Here is a 22,677-nt window from a genome sequence, read left to right as displayed (position 1 = left end):
GCTTGGACCCACCGCTTTTAACCTAGGAACCCCATGAGACTCGTTCGTTACGGCCGTCCCGGCAAAGAGAAACCAGGCCTGATCGATGACGAAGGCAAGCTGCGCGACCTGTCCGGCGTGATCGCCGACATCGACGCGGCGCAGCTGGCGCCCAAGGCGCTGCGCAAGCTGGAGAAGATCCCGCACGCCTCGCTGCCGCTGGTGCGCGGCAATCCGCGCTACGGCGTGCCGATCGCGCGCGTCGGCAAATTCATCGGCATCGGCCTCAATTACTCGGACCACGCGGCCGAATCGGGCATGCCGATCCCGAAGGAACCCATCGTCTTCATGAAGGCGATTTCCTGCCTGTCCGGCCCGGACGATCCCATCATGCTGCCACAAGGCTCGAAGAAGACCGACTGGGAAGTGGAGCTGGGCGTGGTGATCGGCACGCGCGCGCAGTACGTCAGCGAGGAGGACGCGCTCAAATACGTGGCCGGCTATTGCGTGGTCAACGACGTGTCGGAGCGCTCGTTCCAGCTGGAGCGCGGCCCGCAGTGGGACAAGGGCAAGGGCTGCGACACCTTCGGCCCGGTCGGCCCGTGGCTGGTGACGCCGGAGGACATCTACGACGTGCAGAAGCTGGACCTGTACTTGGAGCTGAACGGCAAGCGCATGCAGACCGGCTGCACCGACACCATGATCTTCTCGGTGGCGCAGATCGTCAGCTATCTGTCGAAGTTCATGACCTTGGAGCCCGGCGACGTGATCGCCACCGGCACGCCGCCGGGCGTGGGCCAGGGCCGCAAGCCGCAGCGCTTCCTCAAGAAAGGCGATGTCCTGCGGCTGGGCATCGCCGGATTGGGCGAGCAGCAGCAGGACGTTGTCGCCTGGACCGCGCCGAAGTAATTACGTCGCGCTGGTCAGCGCGCGGGTCAGCGCGTCGGCCAGCCGGCTGGTGATCTCCGCCAGTTCGGCCTCGGTGGCGATGAACGGCGGCGCCAGCAGGATATGGTCGCCGTTGCGGCCATCGATGGTGCCCCCCATCGGATAGACCATCAGGCCGCGCGACATGGCCTGCTCCTTCACCGCCGCGTGCAGCTGGCAGGCCGGATCGAAGGGCCGCTTGCTGTCGCGGTCGCGCACCAGCTCCAGCGCCAGCAGCATGCCGCGCCCGCGGATATCGCCCACGTGCGGATGGCTGCCGAAAGCGTCGCGCAGCATGCGGCGGAAGGCCGCGCCGCGCACCGTGACGGCGCCCAGCAGGCAATCCCTCTGTATCACCTTCTGCACCGCCAGCGCGGCCGCGGCGGCCACCGGATGGCCCATGTAGGTATGGCCGTGCAGGAAAGCGCCGCTGCCGTCGCGCAGCTGGCGCACGATGTGCTCGCGCGCCAGCACCGCTCCGATCGGCTGGTAGCCGGCGCCCAGGCCTTTGCCCAGCACCACCAGGTCCGGCACCACGCCATCCTGTTCGAACGCGTACAGCGTGCCGGTGCGGCCCATGCCGCACATGACTTCATCGAGGATCAGCAAAATGCCGTACTGGTCGCACAGCTTGCGCACGCCACGGAAGTAGCCGGGCGTGGGCGGCACCGCGCCGCCGGTGGCGCCGACCACGGTCTCGGCGACGAAGCCGATGATGTTCTGCGGGCCTTGTTCCAGAATGGTCGCCTCCAGTTCGGCCAGCAGGGCGGCGGTGTAGTCCTCGGTGCTCTGGCCGTCGGCGCGGCCACGGTACTCGTTGCAGGCCGAGACGCGCGGCACCTCCATCAGCAGCGGTTCGAACGGGCGGCGGCGCCACTCGTTGCCACCGATGGCCAGCGCGCCCAGCGTGTTGCCGTGGTAGCTCTGGCGGCGGCCGATGAACACACTGCGATCGGGCTGGCCGGCTTCGAGCCAGTACTGGCGCGCCAGCTTGAGCGCGGTCTCCATCGCCTCCGAGCCGCCCGAGACCAGGTAGACGTGATCGAGGTCGCCGGGAGCATCGTTGGCCAAGCGGGTGGCCAGTTCCTCGGCGGCGTCGCAGGTGAAGAAGGCCGTATGGGCGTAAGCGTTGCGGTCGATCTGCGCATGCATGGCGGCCAGCACGTCGGGATGGGCATGGCCCAGCGAGGAGACGGCGGCACCGCCGCTGGCATCGAGATAGCTGCGGCCCTGGCTGTCGCGCACAGTCAGGCCGGCGGCACTGACGGCCAGCGGCGGGATGCGGCGCAGGTTGCGGTGGATGATGTGGCTCATGGCGTCCTTTCAATCGGGGTGACGAAGAGCAGACGATAGCCGTGATCGGCTTGTGTTCTGTTGATCTATGCCGCACCATGAGCGAATATTGTTTAAGGATGCGTGCCATGGATGATCGTTTGGGAGCTATACCGTTTGCCGACATGACTGCCGCCCAGCAGGTGGCGGCGCAGGCCGTGATCGACGGGCCGCGCGGAGCCTTGTACGGGCCCTTCGTGCCCTTGATCCGCAGCCCGGAGCTGATGGCGGCGGCGCAGCGCATGGGCGAGTACCTGCGCTACCGCAGCGCGATCGGCACGCGGCTGACGGAGCTGGCGATCCTGGTGACGGCGCGGCAGTGGAGCCAGCAGGTGGAGTGGGCGATCCACGAGCCGATCGCGCGCCAGTACGGCATCGCGGACGAGGTGGTGGCGGCGGTGGCGGCACGGCGGCGGCCGGAGGGCATGGCGGCCGACGAGGCGCTGGTGCACGACTTCTGCATCCAGCTGCACCAGCGGCAGCGTGTCGACGACGAGACCTACGCGGCGGCGCTGGCGGCCTTCGGCGAGCACGGGGTGGTGGACCTGATGGGCATCAACGGCTACTACACCTTCCTGGCGATGGTGATGAACGCGGCGCAGACGGCGGTGCCGGCGTCCGCCGCCACGCCGCTGCCGGATTGACGATCAAGAGAGACGGATGAATCAACTGAGAGATTATTTTTTGCGCCTGCAAGCGGCGCTGCCCGCCGACGGGCCGGGCTTCAGCGCGCTGGTGGTGCGCGATGGCGAGGTGGCCTTCGAGCTGCATCATGGCCTGGCGTCGCTGGAGCTGGAGGTGCCGTTGTCGGCGCGGTCGGCGTATTACCTGGCGTCGGAATCCAAGCAGTTCACGGCGGCTGCCGTGCTGGCGCTGGTGCGCGCCGGGAAGATCGGGCTGGACGACGATGTGTGTGCGCTGTTGCCGGAGCTGGCCGGCTTCGAGCAGCCGTTCGCCTTGCGCAGCCTGCTCAATCACAGCAGCGGCATCCCGGACTACTTCCAGTTCCTGCGCTGCCAGCCGGGCAGGCATGAGGCGGACTATTTCAACAACGCGGACATCCTGCGCGTCATCGCGCACATGGACACGGTCGATGGCGGCGCCGGGCACCGCTACAGCAACAGCAACTACATCCTGCTGGCGGCGCTGGTCGAGCGCCTGAGCGGCATGCCGGCCGCGCGCTATCTGCGCGAGACGCTGCTGCTGCCGCTCGGGATCACGCGCATGGGCTTCGACGACGACCGCCAGAACGTGCTGCCGCATCGCGTGTGCAGCTACGAGATCGATCCGCAGCGGCCGGGCGGCTACCGCCAGCATCTGGGCAATGCCAACACGGTAGGCGACGGCGGCATGTACGCCAGCACGCAGGAGCTGGTGCTGTGGGAACGCGCGTGGCACCGGCAGTGGGCCGATCCGGACAGCCTGCTGCACGCGTTGCTGCAGCCGTCCCCGCTGGCCGACGGCACGGTGCCTGATTACCGCTTCGGGCTGGAGTGGGTGCGGCGCCAGGAACACGACGTGGTGTTCCACGGCGGCTGCCTGTGGGGCTTCAATACGATGGTCCTGCGCTTGCCGCAATTGCGCATGTCGGTGATCCAGCTGGCCAATTCCGACCGCGCACAGCCGGAACTGGAGCCGCTGGTGGCGGCTGCGCTGGCTTAGGCCAAGACCTTTTTCAGCCAGGCGCTGATGTGGTCCACTTCTTCCTGGCACAGCGAGTGCTGCATCGCGTAGTCGTGCCATTCCACCTGGTAGCCGAGCTGCTTGAGCAGGTCGCGCGACTGTTCGGCGCGGGCCACCGGGATCACCGGGTCCATGCGGCCGTGCACCATGAAGATCGGCGTGGCCAGGCTCGCTTGCGTGTGCTCGGCGGCGGCCTTGGCGGCGATCGGCACGTAGCCCGATAAACACATCAGGCCAGCCAGCTTTTCCTGCAGGCGCATGCCGGTCTGCAGCGTCATCGCGCAGCCCTGCGAGAAGCCGGCCAGGATGATGCGCTCGGCCGGAATGCCGCGCGCCTTCTCGCGCTCGATCAGCGCCTCGACCTTGGCTTGCGACGCGCGCAGGCCGGCCTCGTCTTCCTGGCGGCCCAGGTCGCTGGCGACGATGTCGTACCAGGCCCGCATCACATAGCCGTTGTTGATGGTCACCGGCATGGTGTCGGCGTTGGGGAAGATGAAGCGGATGGCCGGCAGGCCGCGCAGGTCCAGTTCGTGCAGCATGGGCACGAAGTCGTTGGCGTCGGCGCCCAGGCCGTGCATCCAGATGATGGCCACGCTCGGGTTGGCGCCGGTTTCTTTTTCAATGGTTTGCAGCAGGGTGCTCATGGGCGTCCTCAGGGTTGGGGGCGTAGCGCGGATTTGGGGCGGAAAGCCTTGCACACGGCCGGATCGGTTTCCATGTAGGGGCCGCCGATCAGGTCGACGCAGTAGGGCACGGCGGCGAAGATGCCACCCACCAGCGTGGCGCCGGCCGCGTCCTTCAGGCCGCCCAGCGTTTCGGCGATGGCCTTGGGCTGGCCCGGCAGGTTCAGCACCAGCGCGGCGTGGTCGGCGGTCTCGCGGATCACGGCGGTCTGGCGCGACAGGATGGCGGTCGGCACGAAATGCAGGCTGATCTGGCGCATCTGCTCGCCGAAGCCGGGCATCTCCTTGGTGCCGATAGCCAGCGTGGCCTCGGGCGTGACGTCGCGCCGCGCCGGGCCGGTGCCGCCGGTGGTCAGCACCAGGTGGCAGCGGGCCACGTCGACCAGCTCGGTCAGCGTGGCTTCGATCTGCGCGCGCTCGTCGGCGATCAGGCGGGTTTCAACACGGTAGGGAGTGGTGAGCGCGCGCGCCAGCCAGTCTTGCAGCGCGGGCAGGCCGAGGTCCTGGTAGACGCCGCCGCTGGCGCGGTCGGACACCGATACCAGGCCGATGACCAGGGTGTCGGAGTTACTCGTCATCGGACTCGCTGTCTTGCTCATCGTCGGCGGAGGCGGCGGCAGGCTTGTTCTTGCCCGCTTCGATCTGCTTAAGGATCTGGAAGATCTCGCGGTAGGCCTTCGGCGGCTTGTTCTCGGCCTGTTCCTTGCGGGCGTTGCGGATCAGGGTGCGCAGGTGCTGCACGTCCAGTTCCGGATTTTCCGCCAGCAGCGTGGTGAGCGCCTTGTCGTCGGTGAGCAGCTTGTCGCGGCGGCGCTCCAGCGCGTGCATGGCGGCGGTCTCGGACTTGGAGGCGCCTTTCCACGAATCGATGGCTTGCTGGATCACGGCCACTTCGGTCTCGTCCAGGGTGCGCATCTTCTTGCCGACGAATTGCAGCGCGCGGCGCCGGCCTTCGTGGTTGGTGATCTGCTGGCACTCGAGGATGGCGTCGCGCACGTCCTCGGGCATCGGCACGCGCTTGACGCGGTCGCGGGGCGCTTCGACCAGGGTCTCGCCCATTTTCTGCAGGGCGTCGGACTGGCGCTTGAGTTCGGATTTGGAAGGACGTTCGTACTCTTGCTCGAATTCGGTGGAGCTGAAGCCCACGCCGCCGCTGCCGCGATTGGGATTTACCATAATATTAACTTTCTGTCAGGCGCGTGGCCGCACCTGTAAACTGTAAACGACTGCTATGATACCTGTTTTAGCGCCCACCCGAAGATTACAGCCCATGAGCGATACCCATTTCACCCACACCCAGGACCAGTTGAAGCAGCTCGCACGCGACGTGCTGGCGTTTGCCAAGGCGCAAGGCGGCACCGATTGCGCCGTCGAAATCAGCGAGGGCAGCGGCCTGTCGGTGTCGGTACGCAAGAGCAAGATCGAGACCATCGAGCAAAACAAGGACAAGGGCATGGGGGTGACGGTGTTCATCGGCCAGCGCCGCGGCAACGCCAGCACCTCGGACTTTTCCCCCGCCGCGCTGAAGGCGACGGTGGAGGCGGCCTACAACATCGCCCGCTTCACCTCGGACGACGATTGCGCCGGCCTGGCCGACGCCGACCAGCTGGAAATGGCGCCGCGCGACCTCAAGCTGTTTTATCCGTGGGACATCAGCACCGCCGACGCGGTGGCGCTGGCCCAGCGCGCCGAGGCGGCCGGTTTCGCGGTCGATCCGCGCGTGACCAATTCCGAGGGCGCCGGCGTGCACGTGCAGCAGTCGCACTTCGTGGCGGCCAACTCGCGCGGCTTCATCGGCGGCTATCCATATTCGCGCCACACGCTGTCGGTGGCCATGATCGCCGGCAAGGGCGCGAAGATGCAGCGCGACGACTGGTACACCTCGGTGCGCGACGCCAAGCAGATGTCCGCGCCGGAAGCGATCGGGCGTTACGCGGCCGAGCGCGCGCTGGCGCGCCTGAACGCGCGCACCATCGACACCCGCACCTGCCCGGTGCTGTTCGAGGCGCCGCTGGCGGCGGGCCTGCTGGGCGCCTTCGTGCAGGCGACCTCGGGCGGTTCGCTGTACCGCAAGTCCAGCTTCCTGTTGGACTCGCTGGGCAAGCAGGTACTGCCCAAGCATATCCAGATCAAGGAAGATCCGCATGTGATCGGCGGCGTCGGCTCGGCGCCGTTCGACGAGGAGGGCGTGCGCACCGTCAAGCGCGACGTGGTCAAGGATGGCGTGGTGCAGGGTTATTTCCTGTCGACCTATTCGGCGCGCAAGCTGGGCATGAAGACCACCGGCAACGCCGGCGGTTCGCACAACCTGTCGCTGACCTCGTCGCTGACCAAGAAGGGCGACGACTTCGCCGCCATGCTGCGCAAGATGGGCACCGGCCTCTTGGTGACCGAGCTGATGGGCCAGGGCACCAACTACGTGACCGGCGACTACTCGCGCGGCGCATCGGGCTACTGGGTGGAGAACGGCGTGATCCAGTATCCGGTGGAGGAGATCACCATCGCCGGCAACATGAAGGACATGCTGGCGCAGATCGTCGCGGTGGGCGCCGATGTGCTGGTGCGCGGCACCAAGCAGACCGGCTCCATCCTGATCGAGAACATGGTGGTGGCGGGCGGCTGAGTCTACTCAGCGCTTGCACAAGGTGCTTGACGGCAGGCCGCAGGTGATCAGGCGGCCGACGCCGGGGTTGGTCAGGTAGTTCAGGTGGGCGTAGTCCGGGCGCTCCAGCAGGCCGAAATAGGTCGGCGCGTTGGAGGCCAGGATGTTGTAGACCACCACCCCTTCGCCGGCGTATCGATCCGCCGGCAAGGTGTACGACAGTAAATCATTGGGATCGGTGAAGGCCACCAGCGTCAGCCGCCGGTCCGCCACCGCGCGCCTGGCGGGCAGGCGCTTTTGCAGCAGCCGTTGCAGGCTGTCCGGGCCGGCCGCGGCCAGCGGCGCGGCGCCGATCTGCTGGTCCGCCAGCGACAGCAGCGGAATCTGGTTGGCCGCCATCACCAGCAGGCGCAGGCGGTTCACGGCGCGCTGCGCCACCAGCGCCGCCGGCGAGCCGGGCGCTTCCTCCGACATGCGCAGCAAGGTATCGAACAGGATCTTGCTGCCCATGCTATGCGAAATCACCACCAGCGGCACCTCGGACGAGGTCTCGCTTGTCCCCATCACTTGCAGGATCGCATCGCGCATGCGGCGCTGGATGTCGTCGCGCGCCACGCCCTGGTAGACCAGCGCGTCGGGCAGGCAGTCGTCGATCAGGCCGTCCTTGAAGCGGGCGTTGAGCCGCGCGCGTGCCGGCGTGAACGGCGGCGCGCCTTCGCAGATGGAGGACTTGCCGGTCTGGTCGTAGCACAGCTGGCGCTTGAGGGGCGTGGTCAGCGGCGACCAGATCAGCGCGTCGAAGCGCAGCTTGCCGGCCGACGTGGCCACGTTGGACGAGACGATCTGGATCTGCGGTCCGCCCGTGCCCGCCGCGCGTGCGGAGGTGGGGGTGGTGGCGGCCGTGATCGGCTGCATCAGTTGCGATACGACCACGCCGGCCCAGCTGGTGTCGTGGGTGCAGATGCCGTGCACCAGCAGCACATCGGCGGACTTGCCGCCGGCGCGGGCGGCCAGGTCGATCAGGCCGGGGAAGCTGGTGTTGGCGTCGAGCGGCTGCGGCGGACGGTAGGGCGTGGAGCAGGCGCACAGCGTCAGCACAATCAGCAACAGTGCGCGGCGTGTTTGAGTCAGGGTATTCATGCTGAACCTCCAGTGGCGGCGCGCGAATGCGCCGATGAGGTCCAGTGTATTTTTCCCTGCGGCGGCGACCTTGTCGCGCCGCAGGGAAGGGCTCAGCCAAGGCTTATTGCTGTGCCACCAGCGATTGCAGCACTGGCTGCAGGATGGATTTGCCCAGTTCGGCGCTGCGGGCGCCGTTCCAGCCGGTCTCCGGATCCGGATCGTTGGCGTTGTCCTTGAACGGCATCTCCAAGGTCAGCGACAGGCAGCCGAAGGCGTGGGTGATGTGCGGCGAACCCATCGTCAACGTCTCGTCGGTGTACGGGGTTTCGCCGTAGCCGTGCTCGTCCTGGAAGTCCGGGCTGGCGATCAGGAAATTGTCGATGAAGTATTGCTGCGCTTCGGCCTGGTCCGGCGTGAAGTTCGGCAGCGATTCGCTGCCTGCCACGAACACGTAAGGCAGGCCTTCGTCGCCGTGGATGTCCAGGCACAGGTCGCAACCCACTTCCAGCATCTTGTTCTTGACCAGGAACACTTCGGGGCTGCGTTCCATGGTCGGGTTCAGCCACTCGCGGTTCAGGTTGGCGCCGGCCGCGTTGGTGCGCAGGTTGCCGCGCACCGAGCCGTCCGGATTCATGTTCGGCACCACGTAGAACACCGCTTCCTTCAGGCACTGGCGGCCGAAGGGATTGGCCGGGTCCAGCAGCGCCTCGACCATGCCTTCGACAAACCACTCGGCCATCGTCTCGCCCGGATGCTGGCGCGCGATGACCCAGACTTTTTGATCCGCTTCCGGATCGCCGATGACCAGCATGTTCAGGTCGCGGCCGTCGACGGTGCTGCCCAGGTCGACCAGCTTGACCAGCGGCGACAGTTGCGCATTGTCCAGCAGCGACAGGTGGCGTTCCCACGAGTACGGCTCGAAGTAGGCGTAGTAGACGCTGTCGTATTCCGGCGTGTGGTTGATGGTCATGACCTTGCCGTCATAGGTGGTCGGCACGCGGAACCAGTTGTCGCGGTCGTAGCTGGCGACGGCCTGGTAATCCTTCCAGCCGTCCGGATAGGCGGCGCTGCCGGCGTTCAGGAAGCGCAGCGACAGCGGCGTGGCCTGCGCGCCTTGCACGCGGAAATAAAACCATTGGGTGATGTCCGCGTGGGAGTCCTTGCGGATGTTCAGGTCGATGGCGGCCGGATCGTCGGCACGCAGGACCTCGATGGCGCCGGCGTCGAATTGCTGGCTGATTTTGATAGACATGGCTGAATCCCGGTAAATTCTATGTAAGAAGTTTGTTTGCGCTTGTGGCGCAGTGGCGACATGATACAGGGTCTGGAGCCCGGCGCTAAGCCAGCCCGCCGAAGCGGTCGAAGAAGGCGGGCTCGGCGGCGGGGGCGCTGGCGTCCTCGCGGCGCAGCGTGGTGTCGATGTGCTGCTCGGCCGCCGCGAACACGGCCAGGTAGATCGCGCGCGTGAGCTCGTAGGCCAGCGCGCCCGGCCACGGCGTCGGCAGCAGCTCGACCGGCAACTGCGGATCGTGCAGCTGCACCCGGCGGTAGGCGTGGATCAGCAAGGTGCGGATCACGTAGGCCTGCTGCGGCGCCAATCCGCCGTCCGCCGCGGCCGCCTGCACCGCCGCCAGCAGCGGCCCGAACTGCGAGATGAAGTGCTGGTAGCCCTGCGCCACGCCGCTCAGATCCCAGCCCGCCGCCACCAGCTCGCTCAACGGCCGGCCGCTGACCTGGCGCATGGCCTTGCCCTGCACCGCGTACAGCTTGCCGTCCACCCCCAGCCGCTTGAGCAGCTCGTCGAGCGCCGGGCCGTCGGCCGCCGGATGGCCCATGATGCCGGGCGCGATCACGCTATAACCTTCCCACAGCAACTCCTTGCGCACCGCGCTGCGTTCGGCTGCGTCCAGCGCGCCGTCGCCGTTGAGGATCAAGGTCCAGCTGCCGTCCCAGTGCACATTCAGCGGCGCGTAGATGCGGCGGTAGGCGTGCACGAAGCGCGCCATCGCCGGCGCCGTGATCGCGTACGAACTGCGGCGCCCGTCCCGCTGCGCGCCCAGCCAACCCTCCTGCGCCAGCCGGAACACCGCCGTGCGCAGCAGCCGGTCGTTGACGCCGAACGGCGCCAGCAGCTCGATCAGGCTGCCCAGCCACACCATGCCCCCGTGCGGCACGATGGCGTCGCCGAAAATGGTCACCACCAGCGATTTCGAGCGGGGCGGGTCGCTGGCCAAAAATCCGGCTATCCAGTCGTTGCAATTCATGGGCGAACATCTCTTTCTATACACACAGACAAGAGTTTACTTTGCCTGACCATCGGCGCAGCATTTATTTCACGTCCCTTGTCGATGGGATACTGATTTACGATTTGAGTCAAAAAAAACGTAGTCAAAGAAAAATATGTATCGTATTATTGATCATCAGCGATGAGGAGACAGCGATGTATGCACAAATGGTGGAGACGGGCCTGAGCACGGTCCGCACGGCGGACGACATGGCCGCCGACGAGCGCGCCTTCCAGGCCCGCATCGATGAAGGCGTCAAGATCGAGGCCAAGGACTGGATGCCGGACGCCTACCGCAAGACCCTGATCCGGCAGATTTCCCAGCACGCGCACTCGGAAATCGTCGGCCAGCTGCCCGAGGGTAACTGGGTGACGCGCGCGCCTACGCTGAAACGCAAGTCCATCCTGCTGGCCAAGATCCAGGACGAGGCCGGCCACGGCCTGTACCTGTACAGCGCCGCCGAGACGTTGGGCGTGTCGCGCGACGAGCTGCTGGCCGCCCTGCACAGCGGCAAGGCCAAGTACTCCAGCATCTTCAACTACCCGACCCTGTCGTGGGCCGACATGGGCGCCATCGGCTGGCTGGTGGACGGCTCGGCCATCATCAACCAGATCCCGCTGTGCCGCTGCTCCTACGGCCCGTACGCGCGCGCCATGATCCGCGTCTGCAAGGAGGAATCCTTCCACGCCCGCCAGGGCTACGACATCATGATGTCGCTGGCGCGCGGCACGCCCGAACAAAAAGCCATGGCGCAGGATGCGCTCAACCGCTGGTGGTGGCCGTCGCTGATGATGTTCGGCCCGTCCGACGCGGAATCGGTCAACAGCGCGCAGTCTGCGCAGTGGCGCATCAAGCTGTTCTCCAACGACGAACTGCGCCAGCGCATGGTCGACCAGACCGTCCCGCAAGCCGAGTACCTGGGCCTGACCATCCCCGATCCCGATTTGAAATTCAACGCCGATACCGGCCACTACGAATTCGGCGCCATTGACTGGAGCGAATTCCACAACGTCTTGAAGGGCAACGGCCCGTGCAACCGCGAGCGCCTGCGCACCCGCGTCAAGGCTTGGGAGGACGGCGCCTGGTTCCGCGAAGCGCTGGTGGCACACGCCGATAAACACGCCGCCGCCAAGGCAGCATAAGGAGATCAAGATGAGCAAAGAATGGCCACTGTGGGAAGTCTTCATCCGCAGCCAGCACGGGCTGGCGCACAAACACGTCGGCAGCCTGCACGCGCCGGACGCCGAGATGGCGGTCAACAACGCGCGCGACGTCTACACCCGCCGCAATGAAGGCGTGAGCATCTGGGTGGTGCGCGCGGCCGACATCGTCGCCAGCAGCCCAGGCGACAAGGGCGCGCTGTTCGAGCCGTCCAACAGCAAGGTGTACCGCCATCCGACCTTCTTCCCGATGCCGGAAGAAGTCAAGAACCTGTAAGCGGAGTCCAACGTGCAGACCAAAGTAAACTACCTGCTGCGCCTGGGCGACAATGCCCTGATCCTGAGCCAGCAACTGTGCCAGCTGTGCGGCAAGGGCCCGGCGCTGGAAGAGGATATGGCGCTGACCAACGTGGCGCTGGACCTGCTGGGCCAGACCCGCCTGTGGTACGAGTACGCGGGCGAGCTGGAAGGCGCGGGCCGCGACGAGGACAAACTGGCCTACCATCGCGACGCCCACGACTTCAAGAACTGCCTGCTGCTGGAGCAACCGAACGGCAACTACGCCGACACCATGGTGCGCCAGTTCTTCTTCGACGCCTGGCACTACTTCCTGATCGTCGGCCTGACGCGCAGCAGCGACGCGCGCATCGCCGCCATCGCCGAGAAATCGCTGAAGGAAGTGACCTACCACCTGCGCCGCAGCGGCGACCTGGTGGTGCGCATGGGCGACGGCACGGAGGTCAGCCACGCCAAGACGCAGGCCGCCGTCAACGACCTGTGGATGTACAGCGGCGAAGTGTTCGCCTACGACGCGGTCGATGAAGCGATGGTGGCCGAAGGCGTGGCCCCCGCCGCCGCCGACCTGCGCGCGCAATGGCTGGCGCACGTGGCCGAGATCTTCGCCGAAGCCACGCTGACCATGCCGCCGGCCGACGCCTGGATGCAAAGCGGCGGCAAGCAAGGCCGCCACAGCGAGCACCTGGGCTACATCCTGGCCGAGATGCAGTTCCTGCAGCGCGCCTATCCCGGCGCGACCTGGTAAGAGGCCGGCAATGACCACAGCCTCCGAGACCGTCATTCCCGCGAAAGCGGGAATCCACGCCGAGCAAATCTGGGCCTGGCTCTCCGAGGTCTCCGACCCCGAAATCCCGGTCATCTCCATCGTCGACCTGGGCATCGTGCGCGACGTGCAGCTGGACGCCGATGGCGCCTGCACCGTCACCATCACGCCCACGTACTCCGGCTGCCCGGCCATGCAGGTGATCGCTGAATCCATCACCAACGCCCTGCACGCACACGGTTTGCAAGACGTGCGCCTGCAAAACCAGCTCTCGCCCGCATGGACCACCGACTGGATGAGCGAGGAGGGCAAGGCCAAGCTGAAAGGCTACGGCATCGCCCCGCCGGCGCAGCAGGTGATCGACATCAGCGGCCTGCACTCCGGCGCCGCCATCTCGCGCCGCGCGCAACCGCGCCTGACGGTGGCTTGCCCCAACTGCGGCTCCACCCACACCGAAATCACCAGCCAGTTCGGCTCCACGCCCTGCAAGGCGCTCTACAAATGCCTGGACTGCCGCGAGCCCTTCGACTACTTCAAGTGCCACTAAAAAGATCATGAGCAAATTCCACCCGCTGACCGTCTCGCAAGTGCGCCAGGTAACGCGCGACACCATCGCCGTCACCTTCGCCGTGCCGCCCGAACTGCAAGAGAGCTTCAAATTCCAGCAAGGCCAGCACCTCACGCTGCGCGCGCAGATCGGCGGCGAAGACGTGCGCCGCTCCTACTCGATCTGCTCCGCCGTGCAGGAAGGCGCGCTGCGCGTGGCCATCAAGCGCACGCAGGGCGGCCTGTTCTCCAGCTGGGCCAACGACACCATCCAGCCCGGCGCCACGCTCGACGTGATGCCGCCGATGGGCCACTTCAACGTGCCGCTGGACGCCGCCAACCACAAGCACTACCTGGCCTTCGCCGCCGGCAGCGGCATCACGCCCATCCTGTCGATTATCAAGACCACGCTGGAGGCCGAGCCGCACAGCCGCTTCACGCTCTTCTACGGCAACCGCGCCTCGTCGTCGGTGATCTTCAAGGACGAACTGTCCGACCTGAAGGACACCTACATGGAACGCCTCAAGCTGGCCTACGTGATGAGCCGCGAACAGCAGGACATTGAACTGTTCAACGGCCGCATCACCAAGGAGAAGGCCGCCCAGTTCCTCAAGCACTGGGTGCGCGCGGAAGACATCGACGTCGCCTTCATCTGCGGCCCGGAAGACATGATGCACGGCGTCTCGGAAGCGCTGCAGGAAGCCGGCATGCCGAAATCGCAGATCAAGATCGAGCTGTTCGCCGCCAGCATTCCCAAGCACCAGCACAAGCCGCGCGCGGTCGATCCGCAAGCCGGCCGCCACGAAACCGAAGTCACGGTTATCCTGGACGGCAACGCCACCAGCTTCACCATGGACCAGGACAAGGAGTCGCTGCTCGACGCGGGCCTCAAGGCCGGCATCGACATGCGCTACTCCTGCAAGGGCGGCGTGTGCTCTACCTGCCGCTGCAAGCTGATTGAAGGTAAAGTCGACATGGACGTGAACTACGCACTGGAAGACTACGAAATCGCGCGCGGCTATGTGCTGAGCTGCCAGAGCTTCCCCATCACCGACAAAGTCGTCATCGACTTCGACCAGGCCGAATAAGAACCATCCCACCGGAGACGCCATGAACTACGAGAACATCCTCTTCGACATCACCGACGGCGTCGCCACGCTGACGCTGAACCGCCCCGATAAGCTCAACAGCTTCACCCAGGCCATGCACGAGGAAGTGCGCCACGCCATGCACAAGATCAGCCACGACAAGAGCGTGCGCGTGATGGTGCTGACCGGCGCCGGCCGCGGCTTCTGCGCCGGCCAGGACTTGTCGGACCGCGCGGTGGAGCCGGGCGCCCGTCCGGTCGACCTGGGCGACTCGGTGGAAAAGAACTACGCCCCGCTGGTGCTGGCGCTGCGTGCCTTGCCGATGCCGGTGATCTGCGCCGTCAACGGCGTGGCCGCCGGCGCGGGCGCCAACATCGCGCTGGCCTGCGACATCGTGCTGGCCGCGAAATCGGCGTCCTTCGTCGAAGTGTTCTGCAAACTGGGACTGATCCCCGACACCGGCGGCACCTACTTCCTGCCACGCCTGGTCGGCAGCGCGCGCGCCATGGGCCTGGCCATGCTGGGCGATAAACTCAGCGCCGAGAAGGCCGAGTCCTGGGGCCTGATCTGGAGGGCCGTGCCGGACGAGGAACTGGCCGCCGAAACGCAGGCGATGGCGCGCCACTTCGCCACCGCGCCGACCAAGGGACTGGCCTTCACCAAGCAAGCCTTGCACTGCAGTGCGCACAATTCGTTGCAACAGCAGCTGGCGCTGGAGTGCGAGATGATGAGCGAACTGGGTCGCAGCGACGACTACCGCGAAGGCGTGGCCGCCTTCATGGAAAAGCGCGCGCCGCAATTCAAGGGGAAATAATATGGCAGCACTCCACACCGACCGCGCCATCGCCGTCATCGGCAGCGGTGCCATGGGCGCAGGCATCGCCCAGGTGGCGGCCGTCGCCGGCTACACCGTCAGGCTGTTTGACACGCGCCCCGAAGCGGTCGCCAAGGCCATGTCCGACATCGCCGCCGCGCTGAACAAGCTGGTGGCCAAGGAGCGCATGAGCGCTGTCGATTGCGCCGCGTCCATCGCCCGCGTGCAGGCGGCCCTCACGCTGAACGACGTCGCCGGCTCCGCGCTGGTGGTCGAGGCCATCGTCGAAAACCTCGACATCAAGCGCGGCCTGTTCGCCGAGCTGGAAGCCATCGTCGCCGACGACTGCATCCTGGCCACCAACACGTCGTCGATCTCCGTTACCGCCATCGCCGCCAAGCTGCGTGTGCCGGCGCGGCTGGTCGGCATGCACTTCTTCAATCCGGTACCCTTGATGGCGCTGGTCGAAGTGATCAGCGGCCTGGCCACCGATCCCGCCGTCGCGCAAACCGTGTACGACACCGCCGCCGCGTGGGGCAAGCAGCCGGTGCACGCCAAGTCCACGCCGGGCTTCATCGTCAACCGCGTGGCGCGGCCGTTCTACGCCGAAGGCTGGCGCCTGCTCAGCGAGCAGGCCGCCGACGCCGCCACCATCGACGCCGTCATGCGCGATTGCGGCGGCTTCCGCATGGGCCCCTTCGAGCTGATGGACCTGATCGGGCATGACGTCAACTTCTCGGTCACGCAGTCGGTGTTCGGCGCCTACTTCAACGACCCGCGCTTCACGCCGTCGGTGCTGCAGCAGGAGATGGTCAACGCCGGCTTCCTGGGCCGCAAATCGGGCCGAGGCTTCTACCATTACGGCGACGCCGCTCCCGCCATGCCGCAGCCGCAGGCCGAAGCCGCGCAGCCCAAGCCGGAATTCGTCAGCTACACCATTGAACCTGGTGCTGCGCTCGGGCCTTCGCACGCCATCGGCGGCGCCGTCAGCGACGCGCTGGCCGCCCGCCTGCGCGCCTCCGGCGTCAACGTCTCGTACCGCAAGACGCCGGAGCCGCGCAGCCACGCCGCCGGCACCGACGACGCACCGGCCTTCCACTGCAACGGCGCCGCCGTCTACCTGACCGACGGCCGCAGCGCCACCCAGCGCGCGCACGACAGCCATCATCCGGACACGGTGCTGTTCGACCTGGCGCTGGACTACGCCACCGCCAAGCGCATCGCCGTCAGCCGCGCCGACCAGTGTTCGGCCGAGGCGTACAACGCCGTGGTCGGCCTGTTCCAGTCGGCCGGCTTCACCGTCACGCGGCTGGACGACGTGCCCGGCATGGCCGTCATGCGCACCGTCGCCATGCTGGCCAACGAGGCGGCGGACGCCGTCAACCAGGGCGTCTGCAACGCGGCCGCAGCGGACATCGCCATGCAGAAGGGCGTCAATTATCCACGCGGCCCGCTGGCCTGGGCGGACGCGGTGGGCATCGGCCAGATCGTCGCCGTGCTGTCCAACCTGGCCGCAGGCTATGGCGAGGACCGCTACCGCGTGTCGCCGCTGCTGCGCCGCAAGCACGCTGCGGGAGGCCGCTTCCATGACTAAGACCGCAACCCTGGCCGCCGCCCCCGCGCTCAGCGCCGGCGAAGCACAAGCGCTGGCGCAAGCCGTCGGCGCCGCCATGTTCGACAGCGATCCCGCCTCGCAGGGGCTGGGCATGAAGGTCGACGCCATCTCGCCCGGCCACGCCCGCATGTCGATGGCGGTACGCGCGGACATGTTGAACGGCCATGGCAGCTGCCACGGCGGCTTCATATTTACGCTGGCCGACAGCGCCTTCGCCTTCGCCTGCAACAGCCACAACCTGACAACCGTGGGCGCGGCCTGCACCATCGACTACCTCGCGCCCGCCCGTTTGCACGATGTGCTGACCGCCGATGCGAGCGAGCAGGCGCTGGCCGGCAAGAGCGGCGTCTACGACGTCAAGATCACCAACCAGGACGGCCGCACCGTCGCCCTGTTCCGAGGTAAGTCGCACCGGGTCAGCGGGCATATCGTCCCGCCGCACGCATAATAAACAGGAGACACCGATGGTTCAACGTATTCCAGCGCCGTCCGATCTGGAGCCGATCGAGCGCGCCAGCAAGGACGAGCTGCAAGCACTGCAACTGCAACGCATGCAGTGGTCGCTCAAGCACGCCTATGACAACGTCCCGCACTACCGCGCAGCCTTCGACGCCGCCGGCGTCCATCCCGACGACCTGCGCACGCTGGCCGACCTGGCGAAGTTCCCCTTCACCGGCAAGAAGGAACTGCGCGATAACTACCCATTCGGCATGTTCGCCGTCCCGCGCGAGCAGGTGGTGCGCGTGCACGCATCGAGCGGCACCACCGGCAAGCCGACCGTGGTGGGCTACACGCAGAAAGACATCGATACCTGGGCCAACGTGGTGGCGCGCTCGATCCGCGCGGCCGGCGGCCGGCGCGGCGACATGGTGCACATCTCCTACGGCTACGGCCTGTTCACCGGGGGCCTTGGCGCGCACTATGGCGCGGAACGCCTCGGCTGCACGGTGGTGCCGATGTCCGGCGGGCAGACCGAAAAGCAGGTGCAGCTGATCGAGGACTTCAAGCCGTCCATCATCATGGTGACGCCGTCGTACATGTTGAACATCATCGAGGAATTCCAGCGCCAGGGCCTCGACCCCGCCGCCAGCTCGCTCAAGGTCGGCATCTTCGGCGCCGAGCCTTGGACCGACGCCATGCGCGGCGAGATCGAGCAGCGCGCCGGCATCGATGCGGTGGACATCTACGGCCTGTCCGAAGTGATGGGCCCCGGCGTGGCCAGCGAGTGCATCGAGAGCAAGGATGGCCCGGTCATCTGGGAAGACCATTTCTATCCCGAGATCATCGACCCGGAGACCGGCGAGGTGCTGCCGGATGGCGAGGAGGGCGAGCTGGTATTCACCTCGCTGAGCAAGGAAGCGCTGCCCGTGATCCGCTACCGCACGCGCGACCTCACGCGGCTGCTGCCGGCCACCTCGCGCTCCATGCGCCGTATCGGCAAGATCAGCGGCCGCTCGGACGACATGCTGATCATCCGCGGCGTGAACGTGTTCCCGTCGCAGATCGAAGAGCTGATACTCAAGATGCCCAAGCTGGCGCCGCAATACCAGCTGGTCATCTCGCGAGACGGCCACCTCGACAAGCTGGACGTGCTGGCCGAGCTGCGGCCCGGCGTGGCCGACGGCGAGATCGCGCCGCTGGCGCGTGAGCTTGAACACCGCATCAAGACCAACGTCGGCGTCAGCACCAAGGTGCGCCTGCTGGCACCCGACGGCATCGAACGCACATTGACGGGCAAGGCCCGCCGCGTGGTCGACCAGCGCCCGAAACATTAAGGAGATTCCGTGAACGACGCTTTTATTTGTGACGCCATCCGCACCCCATTCGGCCGCTACGGCGGCGCCCTTGCCGGCGTGCGCGCCGACGACCTGGCCGCGCTGCCCATCGCCGCGCTGATCGCCCGCAATCCCGGCGTGGACTGGTCCAAGGTGGATGACGTCTACTACGGCTGCGCCAACGGCGCCGGCGAAGACAACCGCAATGTCGGCCGCATGGCCGCGCTGCTGGCCGGGTTGCCGGTCGACGTACCGGCCAACACCATCAATCGCCTGTGCGGCTCCAGCCTGGACGCGGTCGGCATCGCCGCGCGCTCCATCAAGGCCGGCGAGGCGCAGCTGGTGATCGCGGGTGGCGTGGAGAGTATGACCCGCGCGCCCTTCGTCATGGGCAAGGCCGACAGCGCCTTTTCGCGTGCGGCCAAGATCGAGGACACCACCATCGGCTGGCGCTTCGTCAACCCGCTGATGAAGGCCAAATATGGCATCGACAGCATGCCGGAGACGGCCGAAAACGTCGCCCAGGAATTTGGCATCAGCCGCGCCGACCAGGACGCGTTCGCGGTGCGCAGCCAGCAGCGCTGGGCCGCCGCGCATGCCGCCGGTGTGTTCAAGGACGAAATCGTGCCGGTCACGCTGGTACAGAAAAAAGGAGATCCGAAGATCGTCGACACCGACGAGCATCCGCGCCCGGACACCACGGTTGAAATGCTGGCCAAGCTCAAAGGCGTGGTCAAGCCGGATGGCAGCGTCACCGCCGGTAACGCTTCGGGCGTCAACGACGGCGCCTGCGCGATCCTGCTGGCGTCGGCCGCCGCCGCCGAGCAGTACGGCCTGCGCAAGCGCGCCCGCGTGCTGGGCATGGCGACCGCCGGCCTGGCGCCGCGCATCATGGGCTTCGGCCCGTCGCCGGCGTCGAAGAAGGTGCTGGCGCAGGTCGGCCTGACCATCGAACAGATGGACGTCATCGAATTGAACGAAGCCTTTGCCGCACAGGGCCTGGCCGTCACGCGCGACCTGGGCCTGGCCGACGACGCGGCCCACGTCAACCCGAACGGCGGCGCCATCGCCATCGGCCACCCGCTGGGCGCATCCGGCGCGCGGCTGGTGCTGGCGGCGTTGAACCAGCTGGAACGCACCGGTGGCCGCTACGCGCTGTGCACCATGTGCATTGGCGTGGGACAAGGCATCGCTCTCGTCATCGAACGCGTGTAAGCGGGCGCCGTCATGGTCAAAGTCTACGAAATCAACGGCGTCACCCCGGTGGTCCACCCGACCGCCTACGTGCACCCCAGCGCGGTGCTGATCGGCGACGTCATCGTCGGCCCGCGCTGCTACGTCGGCCCGCTGGCGGCGCTGCGCGGCGACTTCGGCCGCCTGATCCTGGAGGAGGGCGCCAACCTGCAGGACACCTGCGTCATGCACGGCTTCCCCGGCTGCGACACGGTGGTCGAACGCGACGGCCATATCGGCCACGGCGCCGTGCTGCACGGCTGCCGCATCGGCCGCAACGCGCTGGTCGGCATGAACAGTGTGGTGATGGACAACGCCGTCATCGGCGCCGACAGCATCGTCGCCGCCATGAGCTTCGTCCGCGCCGGCATGCAGGTGCCGCCGCGCAGCCTGGTGGTCGGCACGCCGGCCAAGGTGGCGCGCGAACTGCGCGACGACGAGATCAAATGGAAGACCGAGGGCACCGGCCAATACCAGGAACTGGCGGTGCGCTCGATGAACACCATGCGCGAAGTGGAAGCGCTGACCGAAGTGGAACCGGACCGCAAGCGCATCGAGTGGGAAAGCTCGCTGCCGCTGCATCTGCATAAGAACGCCCAAGCATAACGAACGAGATAAGAACGGAGACAAACATGGCATCAACCCTGCAAAGCTGGATCGGCGGCCGATGGATAGGCGCCGAAGCCTCCGCGCCGCTGCATAGCGCCTTGAACAACGCGCTGATCTACCATACCCACGCCGAGAAGATCGACTTCGACGAAGCCGTCACGTACGCCCGCAAGACCGGCGTGCCGGCGCTGATGAAGCTGGACTTCCAGCAGCGCGCCGCGCGCCTGAAGGCGCTGGCGCTGTACCTGGCCAGCCGCAAGGAAGAGCTGTACGCCATCTCGCACCTGACCGGCGCCACCCGCGCCGACAGCTGGGTCGACATCGAAGGCGGCACCGGCACGCTGTTCGCCTACGCCAGCATGGGCAGCCGCGAGCTGCCGTCGTCCAACGTGCTGCACGAAGGCCCGGCCATGGCGTTGGGTAAGAACGGCGGCTTCTCCGGCACCCACATCCTGGTGCCGCGCGGCGGCCTGGCGGTGCACATCAACGCCTTCAACTTCCCGATCTGGGGCCTGCTGGAGAAATTCGCGCCCAGCTTCCTGGCCGCCATGCCGTGCATCGGCAAGCCTGCCTCCGCCACCAGCTACCTGACCGAAGCCCTGGTACGCATGATGAACGATTCCGGCCTGCTGCCGGAAGGCGCGCTGCAACTGGTCATCGGCGGCACCGGCGACTTGCTGGACCGCCTGGGCGGCGCCGATGTCGTCACCTTCACCGGCTCGGCCGACACCGCCGCCAAGCTGCGCACCAACCGCAACCTGATCGCCAACTCGGTGCCGTTCACCGCCGAAGCGGATTCGCTCAACTGCGCCATCCTGGCGCCGGACGTCACGCCCGACGACGCCGAATTCGATTTGTTCGTCAAAGAGGTGGCGCGCGAGATGACCGGCAAGGCCGGCCAGAAATGTACCGCCATCCGCCGCATCATCGTGCCTGAAAATATGGTGGACGCCGTCGGCACGCGCCTGCGCGAGCGGCTGGCCAAGGTCAGCGTCGGCGATCCGTCGGTGGAGGGCGTGCGCATGGGCGCCCTGGCCTCCAAGGACCAGCAGCGCGACGTCGCCGAGCGTGTCGAGCTGCTCGCGCGCGGCAACGAGGTGCTGTTCAGTGAACGCGACGGCTTCAAGCTGGTCGGCGACGGCGTCGCCAACGGCTCCTTCTTCTCGCCAACGCTGCTGCTGTGCCGGGACGGCATGCGCAACGACGCGGTGCACGACATCGAAGCCTTCGGCCCGGTCAGCACCATCATCAGCTACAACGGCATCGACGAAGCGCTGGCGCTGGCCGCGCGCGGCAAGGGCTCGCTGGTTTCCACGCTGGTGACCAAGGAGCCGGCCATCGCCGCCTACGCCGTGCCGATGGCGGCCGCCTCGCACGGCCGCGTGCTGATCCTGGACCGCGAAGCGTCGGTCGACTCCACCGGCCACGGCTCGCCGCTGCCGCAGCTGAAGCACGGCGGCCCTGGCCGCGCGGGCGGCGGCGAAGAGTTGGGCGGCATCCGCGCGGTGCGCCACTTCCTGCAGCGCGCCGCCGTTCAAGGCTCGCCGACCATGCTGGCCGCCGTCACCGGCGAATACGTACGAGGCGCCAAGGTGCAGGAGAGCGAGGTCCATCCATTCCGCCGCTACTTCGAAGACCTGAAGATGGGCGACTCGCTGCTCACGCACCGCCGCACGGTGACCGAAGCGGACATCGTCAACTTCGGCGGCGTCTCCGGCGACTACTTCTACATGCACTTCGACGACATCGCAGCAAAGGACACGCAGTTCGGCAAGCGCATCGCGCACGGCTACTTCGTGCTGTCGGCCGCCGCCGGGCTGTTCGTCTCGCCGGCGCCCGGTCCGGTGCTGGCCAACTACGGCCTGGACAACCTGCGCTTCATCACGCCAGTGGCCATCGGCGACACCATCCGCGCGCGCCTGACCTGCAAGCGCAAGGTGGACCGCAACCGTACCGACGAGAAGGGCGTCGGCCAGGGCGTGGTCGCGTGGGACGTGCAGGTGACCAACCAGAACGACGAACTGGTGGCCAGCTACGACATCCTGACGCTGGTGATGAAGCGCGGCTGAGCGCCTGCCGGTGCCCGGCACGGTGCAGGTGCCGGCCTATGCTCGCGGATGTGCGTGACGCACATCGGCATGGGCTGGCTTTTCCGCGAACGCCG

The 22,677-nt window shown here is 66.9% G+C and carries 23 protein-coding genes; 16 read left to right on the top strand and 7 right to left on the bottom strand.

Going from position 1 to position 22,677, the window contains the following annotated elements:
- Positions 1-33 precede the first annotated feature (33 nt).
- A complete protein-coding gene (locus GTP90_RS21040; RefSeq protein ID WP_161085375.1) occupies positions 34-888 on the top strand; it encodes a fumarylacetoacetate hydrolase family protein in 855 nt (284 codons plus the stop codon).
- On the opposite strand, the gene GTP90_RS21035 is transcribed toward GTP90_RS21040, so the two are convergent.
- Positions 889-2,220: an aspartate aminotransferase family protein gene (locus GTP90_RS21035; protein WP_161085374.1), complete on the bottom strand. Its 1,332-nt coding sequence runs from the start codon at positions 2,218-2,220 to the stop codon at positions 889-891. It lies immediately after the preceding gene.
- A 107-nt stretch (positions 2,221-2,327) separates the two neighbouring features.
- Here GTP90_RS21035 and GTP90_RS21030 point away from each other — a divergent pair, with 107 nt between their 5' ends.
- A complete protein-coding gene (locus tag GTP90_RS21030) occupies positions 2,328-2,882 on the top strand; it encodes a carboxymuconolactone decarboxylase family protein (protein ID WP_161085373.1) in 555 nt (184 codons plus the stop codon).
- Positions 2,883-2,898: 16 nt separating this feature from the next.
- Positions 2,899-3,900, top strand: coding sequence for a serine hydrolase domain-containing protein (locus GTP90_RS21025; RefSeq protein WP_161085372.1), 1,002 nt, complete (start codon positions 2,899-2,901; stop codon positions 3,898-3,900).
- Here the strand turns inward: GTP90_RS21025 and GTP90_RS21020 are convergent.
- The 3 genes from GTP90_RS21020 to yjgA are packed head-to-tail and all read right to left on the bottom strand — an operon-like array spanning position 3,897 to position 5,780.
- Positions 3,897-4,565, bottom strand: coding sequence for an alpha/beta hydrolase (locus GTP90_RS21020; RefSeq protein ID WP_161085371.1), 669 nt, complete (start codon positions 4,563-4,565; stop codon positions 3,897-3,899). The genes GTP90_RS21025 and GTP90_RS21020 overlap by 4 nt on opposite strands.
- An 8-nt stretch (positions 4,566-4,573) precedes the next feature.
- Entirely contained in the window at positions 4,574-5,182 is a 609-nt protein-coding gene (mog, locus tag GTP90_RS21015; RefSeq protein WP_161085370.1) for a molybdopterin adenylyltransferase, read from the bottom strand.
- Entirely contained in the window at positions 5,172-5,780 is a 609-nt protein-coding gene (yjgA, locus tag GTP90_RS21010) for a ribosome biogenesis factor YjgA (protein WP_161085369.1), read from the bottom strand. The genes mog and yjgA overlap by 11 nt, the downstream gene beginning before the upstream one ends.
- 94 nt (positions 5,781-5,874) lie before the next feature.
- Here yjgA and pmbA point away from each other — a divergent pair, with 94 nt between their 5' ends.
- Positions 5,875-7,227, top strand: coding sequence for a metalloprotease PmbA (gene pmbA, locus GTP90_RS21005; protein ID WP_161085368.1), 1,353 nt, complete (start codon positions 5,875-5,877; stop codon positions 7,225-7,227).
- A gap of 6 nt (positions 7,228-7,233) precedes the next feature.
- Here pmbA and GTP90_RS21000 read toward each other — a convergent pair whose 3' ends face one another.
- The 3 genes from GTP90_RS21000 to paaX all read right to left on the bottom strand — a co-directional run bounded on the left by GTP90_RS21000 (position 7,234) and on the right by paaX (position 10,592).
- Positions 7,234-8,346, bottom strand: a complete 1,113-nt coding sequence (locus GTP90_RS21000; RefSeq protein ID WP_161085367.1) for a hypothetical protein — start codon at positions 8,344-8,346, stop codon at positions 7,234-7,236.
- A 103-nt stretch (positions 8,347-8,449) separates the two neighbouring features.
- The gene (locus GTP90_RS20995; RefSeq protein WP_161085366.1) at positions 8,450-9,580 is read right to left on the bottom strand and encodes a M14 family metallopeptidase; all 1,131 of its coding nucleotides are present in this window, start codon (positions 9,578-9,580) and stop codon (positions 8,450-8,452) included.
- Between the two features lie 85 nt (positions 9,581-9,665).
- Entirely contained in the window at positions 9,666-10,592 is a 927-nt protein-coding gene (paaX, locus tag GTP90_RS20990; RefSeq protein WP_161085365.1) for a phenylacetic acid degradation operon negative regulatory protein PaaX, read from the bottom strand.
- A gap of 176 nt (positions 10,593-10,768) precedes the next feature.
- Here paaX and paaA point away from each other — a divergent pair, with 176 nt between their 5' ends.
- Genes paaA through paaZ form a run of 12 tightly spaced genes read left to right on the top strand, consistent with a single transcriptional unit; the run spans position 10,769 to position 22,582 of the window.
- Entirely contained in the window at positions 10,769-11,755 is a 987-nt protein-coding gene (paaA, locus tag GTP90_RS20985; protein WP_161085364.1) for a 1,2-phenylacetyl-CoA epoxidase subunit PaaA, read from the top strand.
- Positions 11,756-11,765: 10 nt separating this feature from the next.
- Positions 11,766-12,050 (top strand): 1,2-phenylacetyl-CoA epoxidase subunit PaaB, encoded by a 285-nt coding sequence (gene paaB, locus GTP90_RS20980; protein WP_020701068.1) that lies wholly within the window; start codon positions 11,766-11,768, stop codon positions 12,048-12,050.
- 12 nt (positions 12,051-12,062) lie between these two features.
- The gene (paaC, locus tag GTP90_RS20975) at positions 12,063-12,815 is read left to right on the top strand and encodes a 1,2-phenylacetyl-CoA epoxidase subunit PaaC (RefSeq protein ID WP_161085363.1); all 753 of its coding nucleotides are present in this window, start codon (positions 12,063-12,065) and stop codon (positions 12,813-12,815) included.
- A gap of 10 nt (positions 12,816-12,825) precedes the next feature.
- On the top strand, positions 12,826-13,380 hold the full coding sequence (gene paaD / locus GTP90_RS20970) for a 1,2-phenylacetyl-CoA epoxidase subunit PaaD (protein WP_161085362.1): 555 nt from the start codon (positions 12,826-12,828) through the stop codon (positions 13,378-13,380).
- Positions 13,381-13,387: 7 nt separating this feature from the next.
- Positions 13,388-14,467 (top strand): 1,2-phenylacetyl-CoA epoxidase subunit PaaE, encoded by a 1,080-nt coding sequence (gene paaE / locus GTP90_RS20965; protein WP_161085361.1) that lies wholly within the window; start codon positions 13,388-13,390, stop codon positions 14,465-14,467.
- Positions 14,468-14,489: 22 nt separating this feature from the next.
- Positions 14,490-15,281, top strand: coding sequence for a 2-(1,2-epoxy-1,2-dihydrophenyl)acetyl-CoA isomerase PaaG (paaG, locus tag GTP90_RS20960; RefSeq protein WP_161085360.1), 792 nt, complete (start codon positions 14,490-14,492; stop codon positions 15,279-15,281).
- A 1-nt stretch (position 15,282) separates the two neighbouring features.
- Positions 15,283-16,875 carry a 3-hydroxyacyl-CoA dehydrogenase PaaH gene (paaH, locus tag GTP90_RS20955; protein ID WP_161085359.1) on the top strand — a complete coding sequence of 531 codons (1,593 nt, stop codon included), beginning with the start codon at positions 15,283-15,285 and terminating at the stop codon, positions 16,873-16,875.
- Positions 16,868-17,344 (top strand): hydroxyphenylacetyl-CoA thioesterase PaaI, encoded by a 477-nt coding sequence (gene paaI / locus GTP90_RS20950; RefSeq protein ID WP_161085358.1) that lies wholly within the window; start codon positions 16,868-16,870, stop codon positions 17,342-17,344. Before paaH ends, paaI begins: the two co-directional genes overlap by 8 nt.
- Positions 17,345-17,360: 16 nt before the next feature.
- Positions 17,361-18,671 carry a phenylacetate--CoA ligase PaaK gene (gene paaK / locus GTP90_RS20945; RefSeq protein ID WP_161085357.1) on the top strand — a complete coding sequence of 437 codons (1,311 nt, stop codon included), beginning with the start codon at positions 17,361-17,363 and terminating at the stop codon, positions 18,669-18,671.
- A 9-nt stretch (positions 18,672-18,680) separates the two neighbouring features.
- The gene (gene pcaF, locus GTP90_RS20940) at positions 18,681-19,886 is read left to right on the top strand and encodes a 3-oxoadipyl-CoA thiolase (protein ID WP_161085356.1); all 1,206 of its coding nucleotides are present in this window, start codon (positions 18,681-18,683) and stop codon (positions 19,884-19,886) included.
- Between the two features lie 12 nt (positions 19,887-19,898).
- On the top strand, positions 19,899-20,510 hold the full coding sequence (gene paaY, locus GTP90_RS20935) for a phenylacetic acid degradation protein PaaY (RefSeq protein ID WP_161085355.1): 612 nt from the start codon (positions 19,899-19,901) through the stop codon (positions 20,508-20,510).
- A 26-nt stretch (positions 20,511-20,536) separates the two neighbouring features.
- A complete protein-coding gene (paaZ, locus tag GTP90_RS20930; protein ID WP_161085354.1) occupies positions 20,537-22,582 on the top strand; it encodes a phenylacetic acid degradation bifunctional protein PaaZ in 2,046 nt (681 codons plus the stop codon).
- Positions 22,583-22,677 lie beyond the last annotated feature (95 nt).

Source organism: Duganella vulcania, assembly GCF_009857655.1.
Taxonomy (GTDB): Bacteria; Pseudomonadota; Gammaproteobacteria; order Burkholderiales; family Burkholderiaceae_D; genus Rugamonas; species Rugamonas vulcania.
This window is presented reverse-complemented; position numbering and strand designations above follow the sequence as displayed.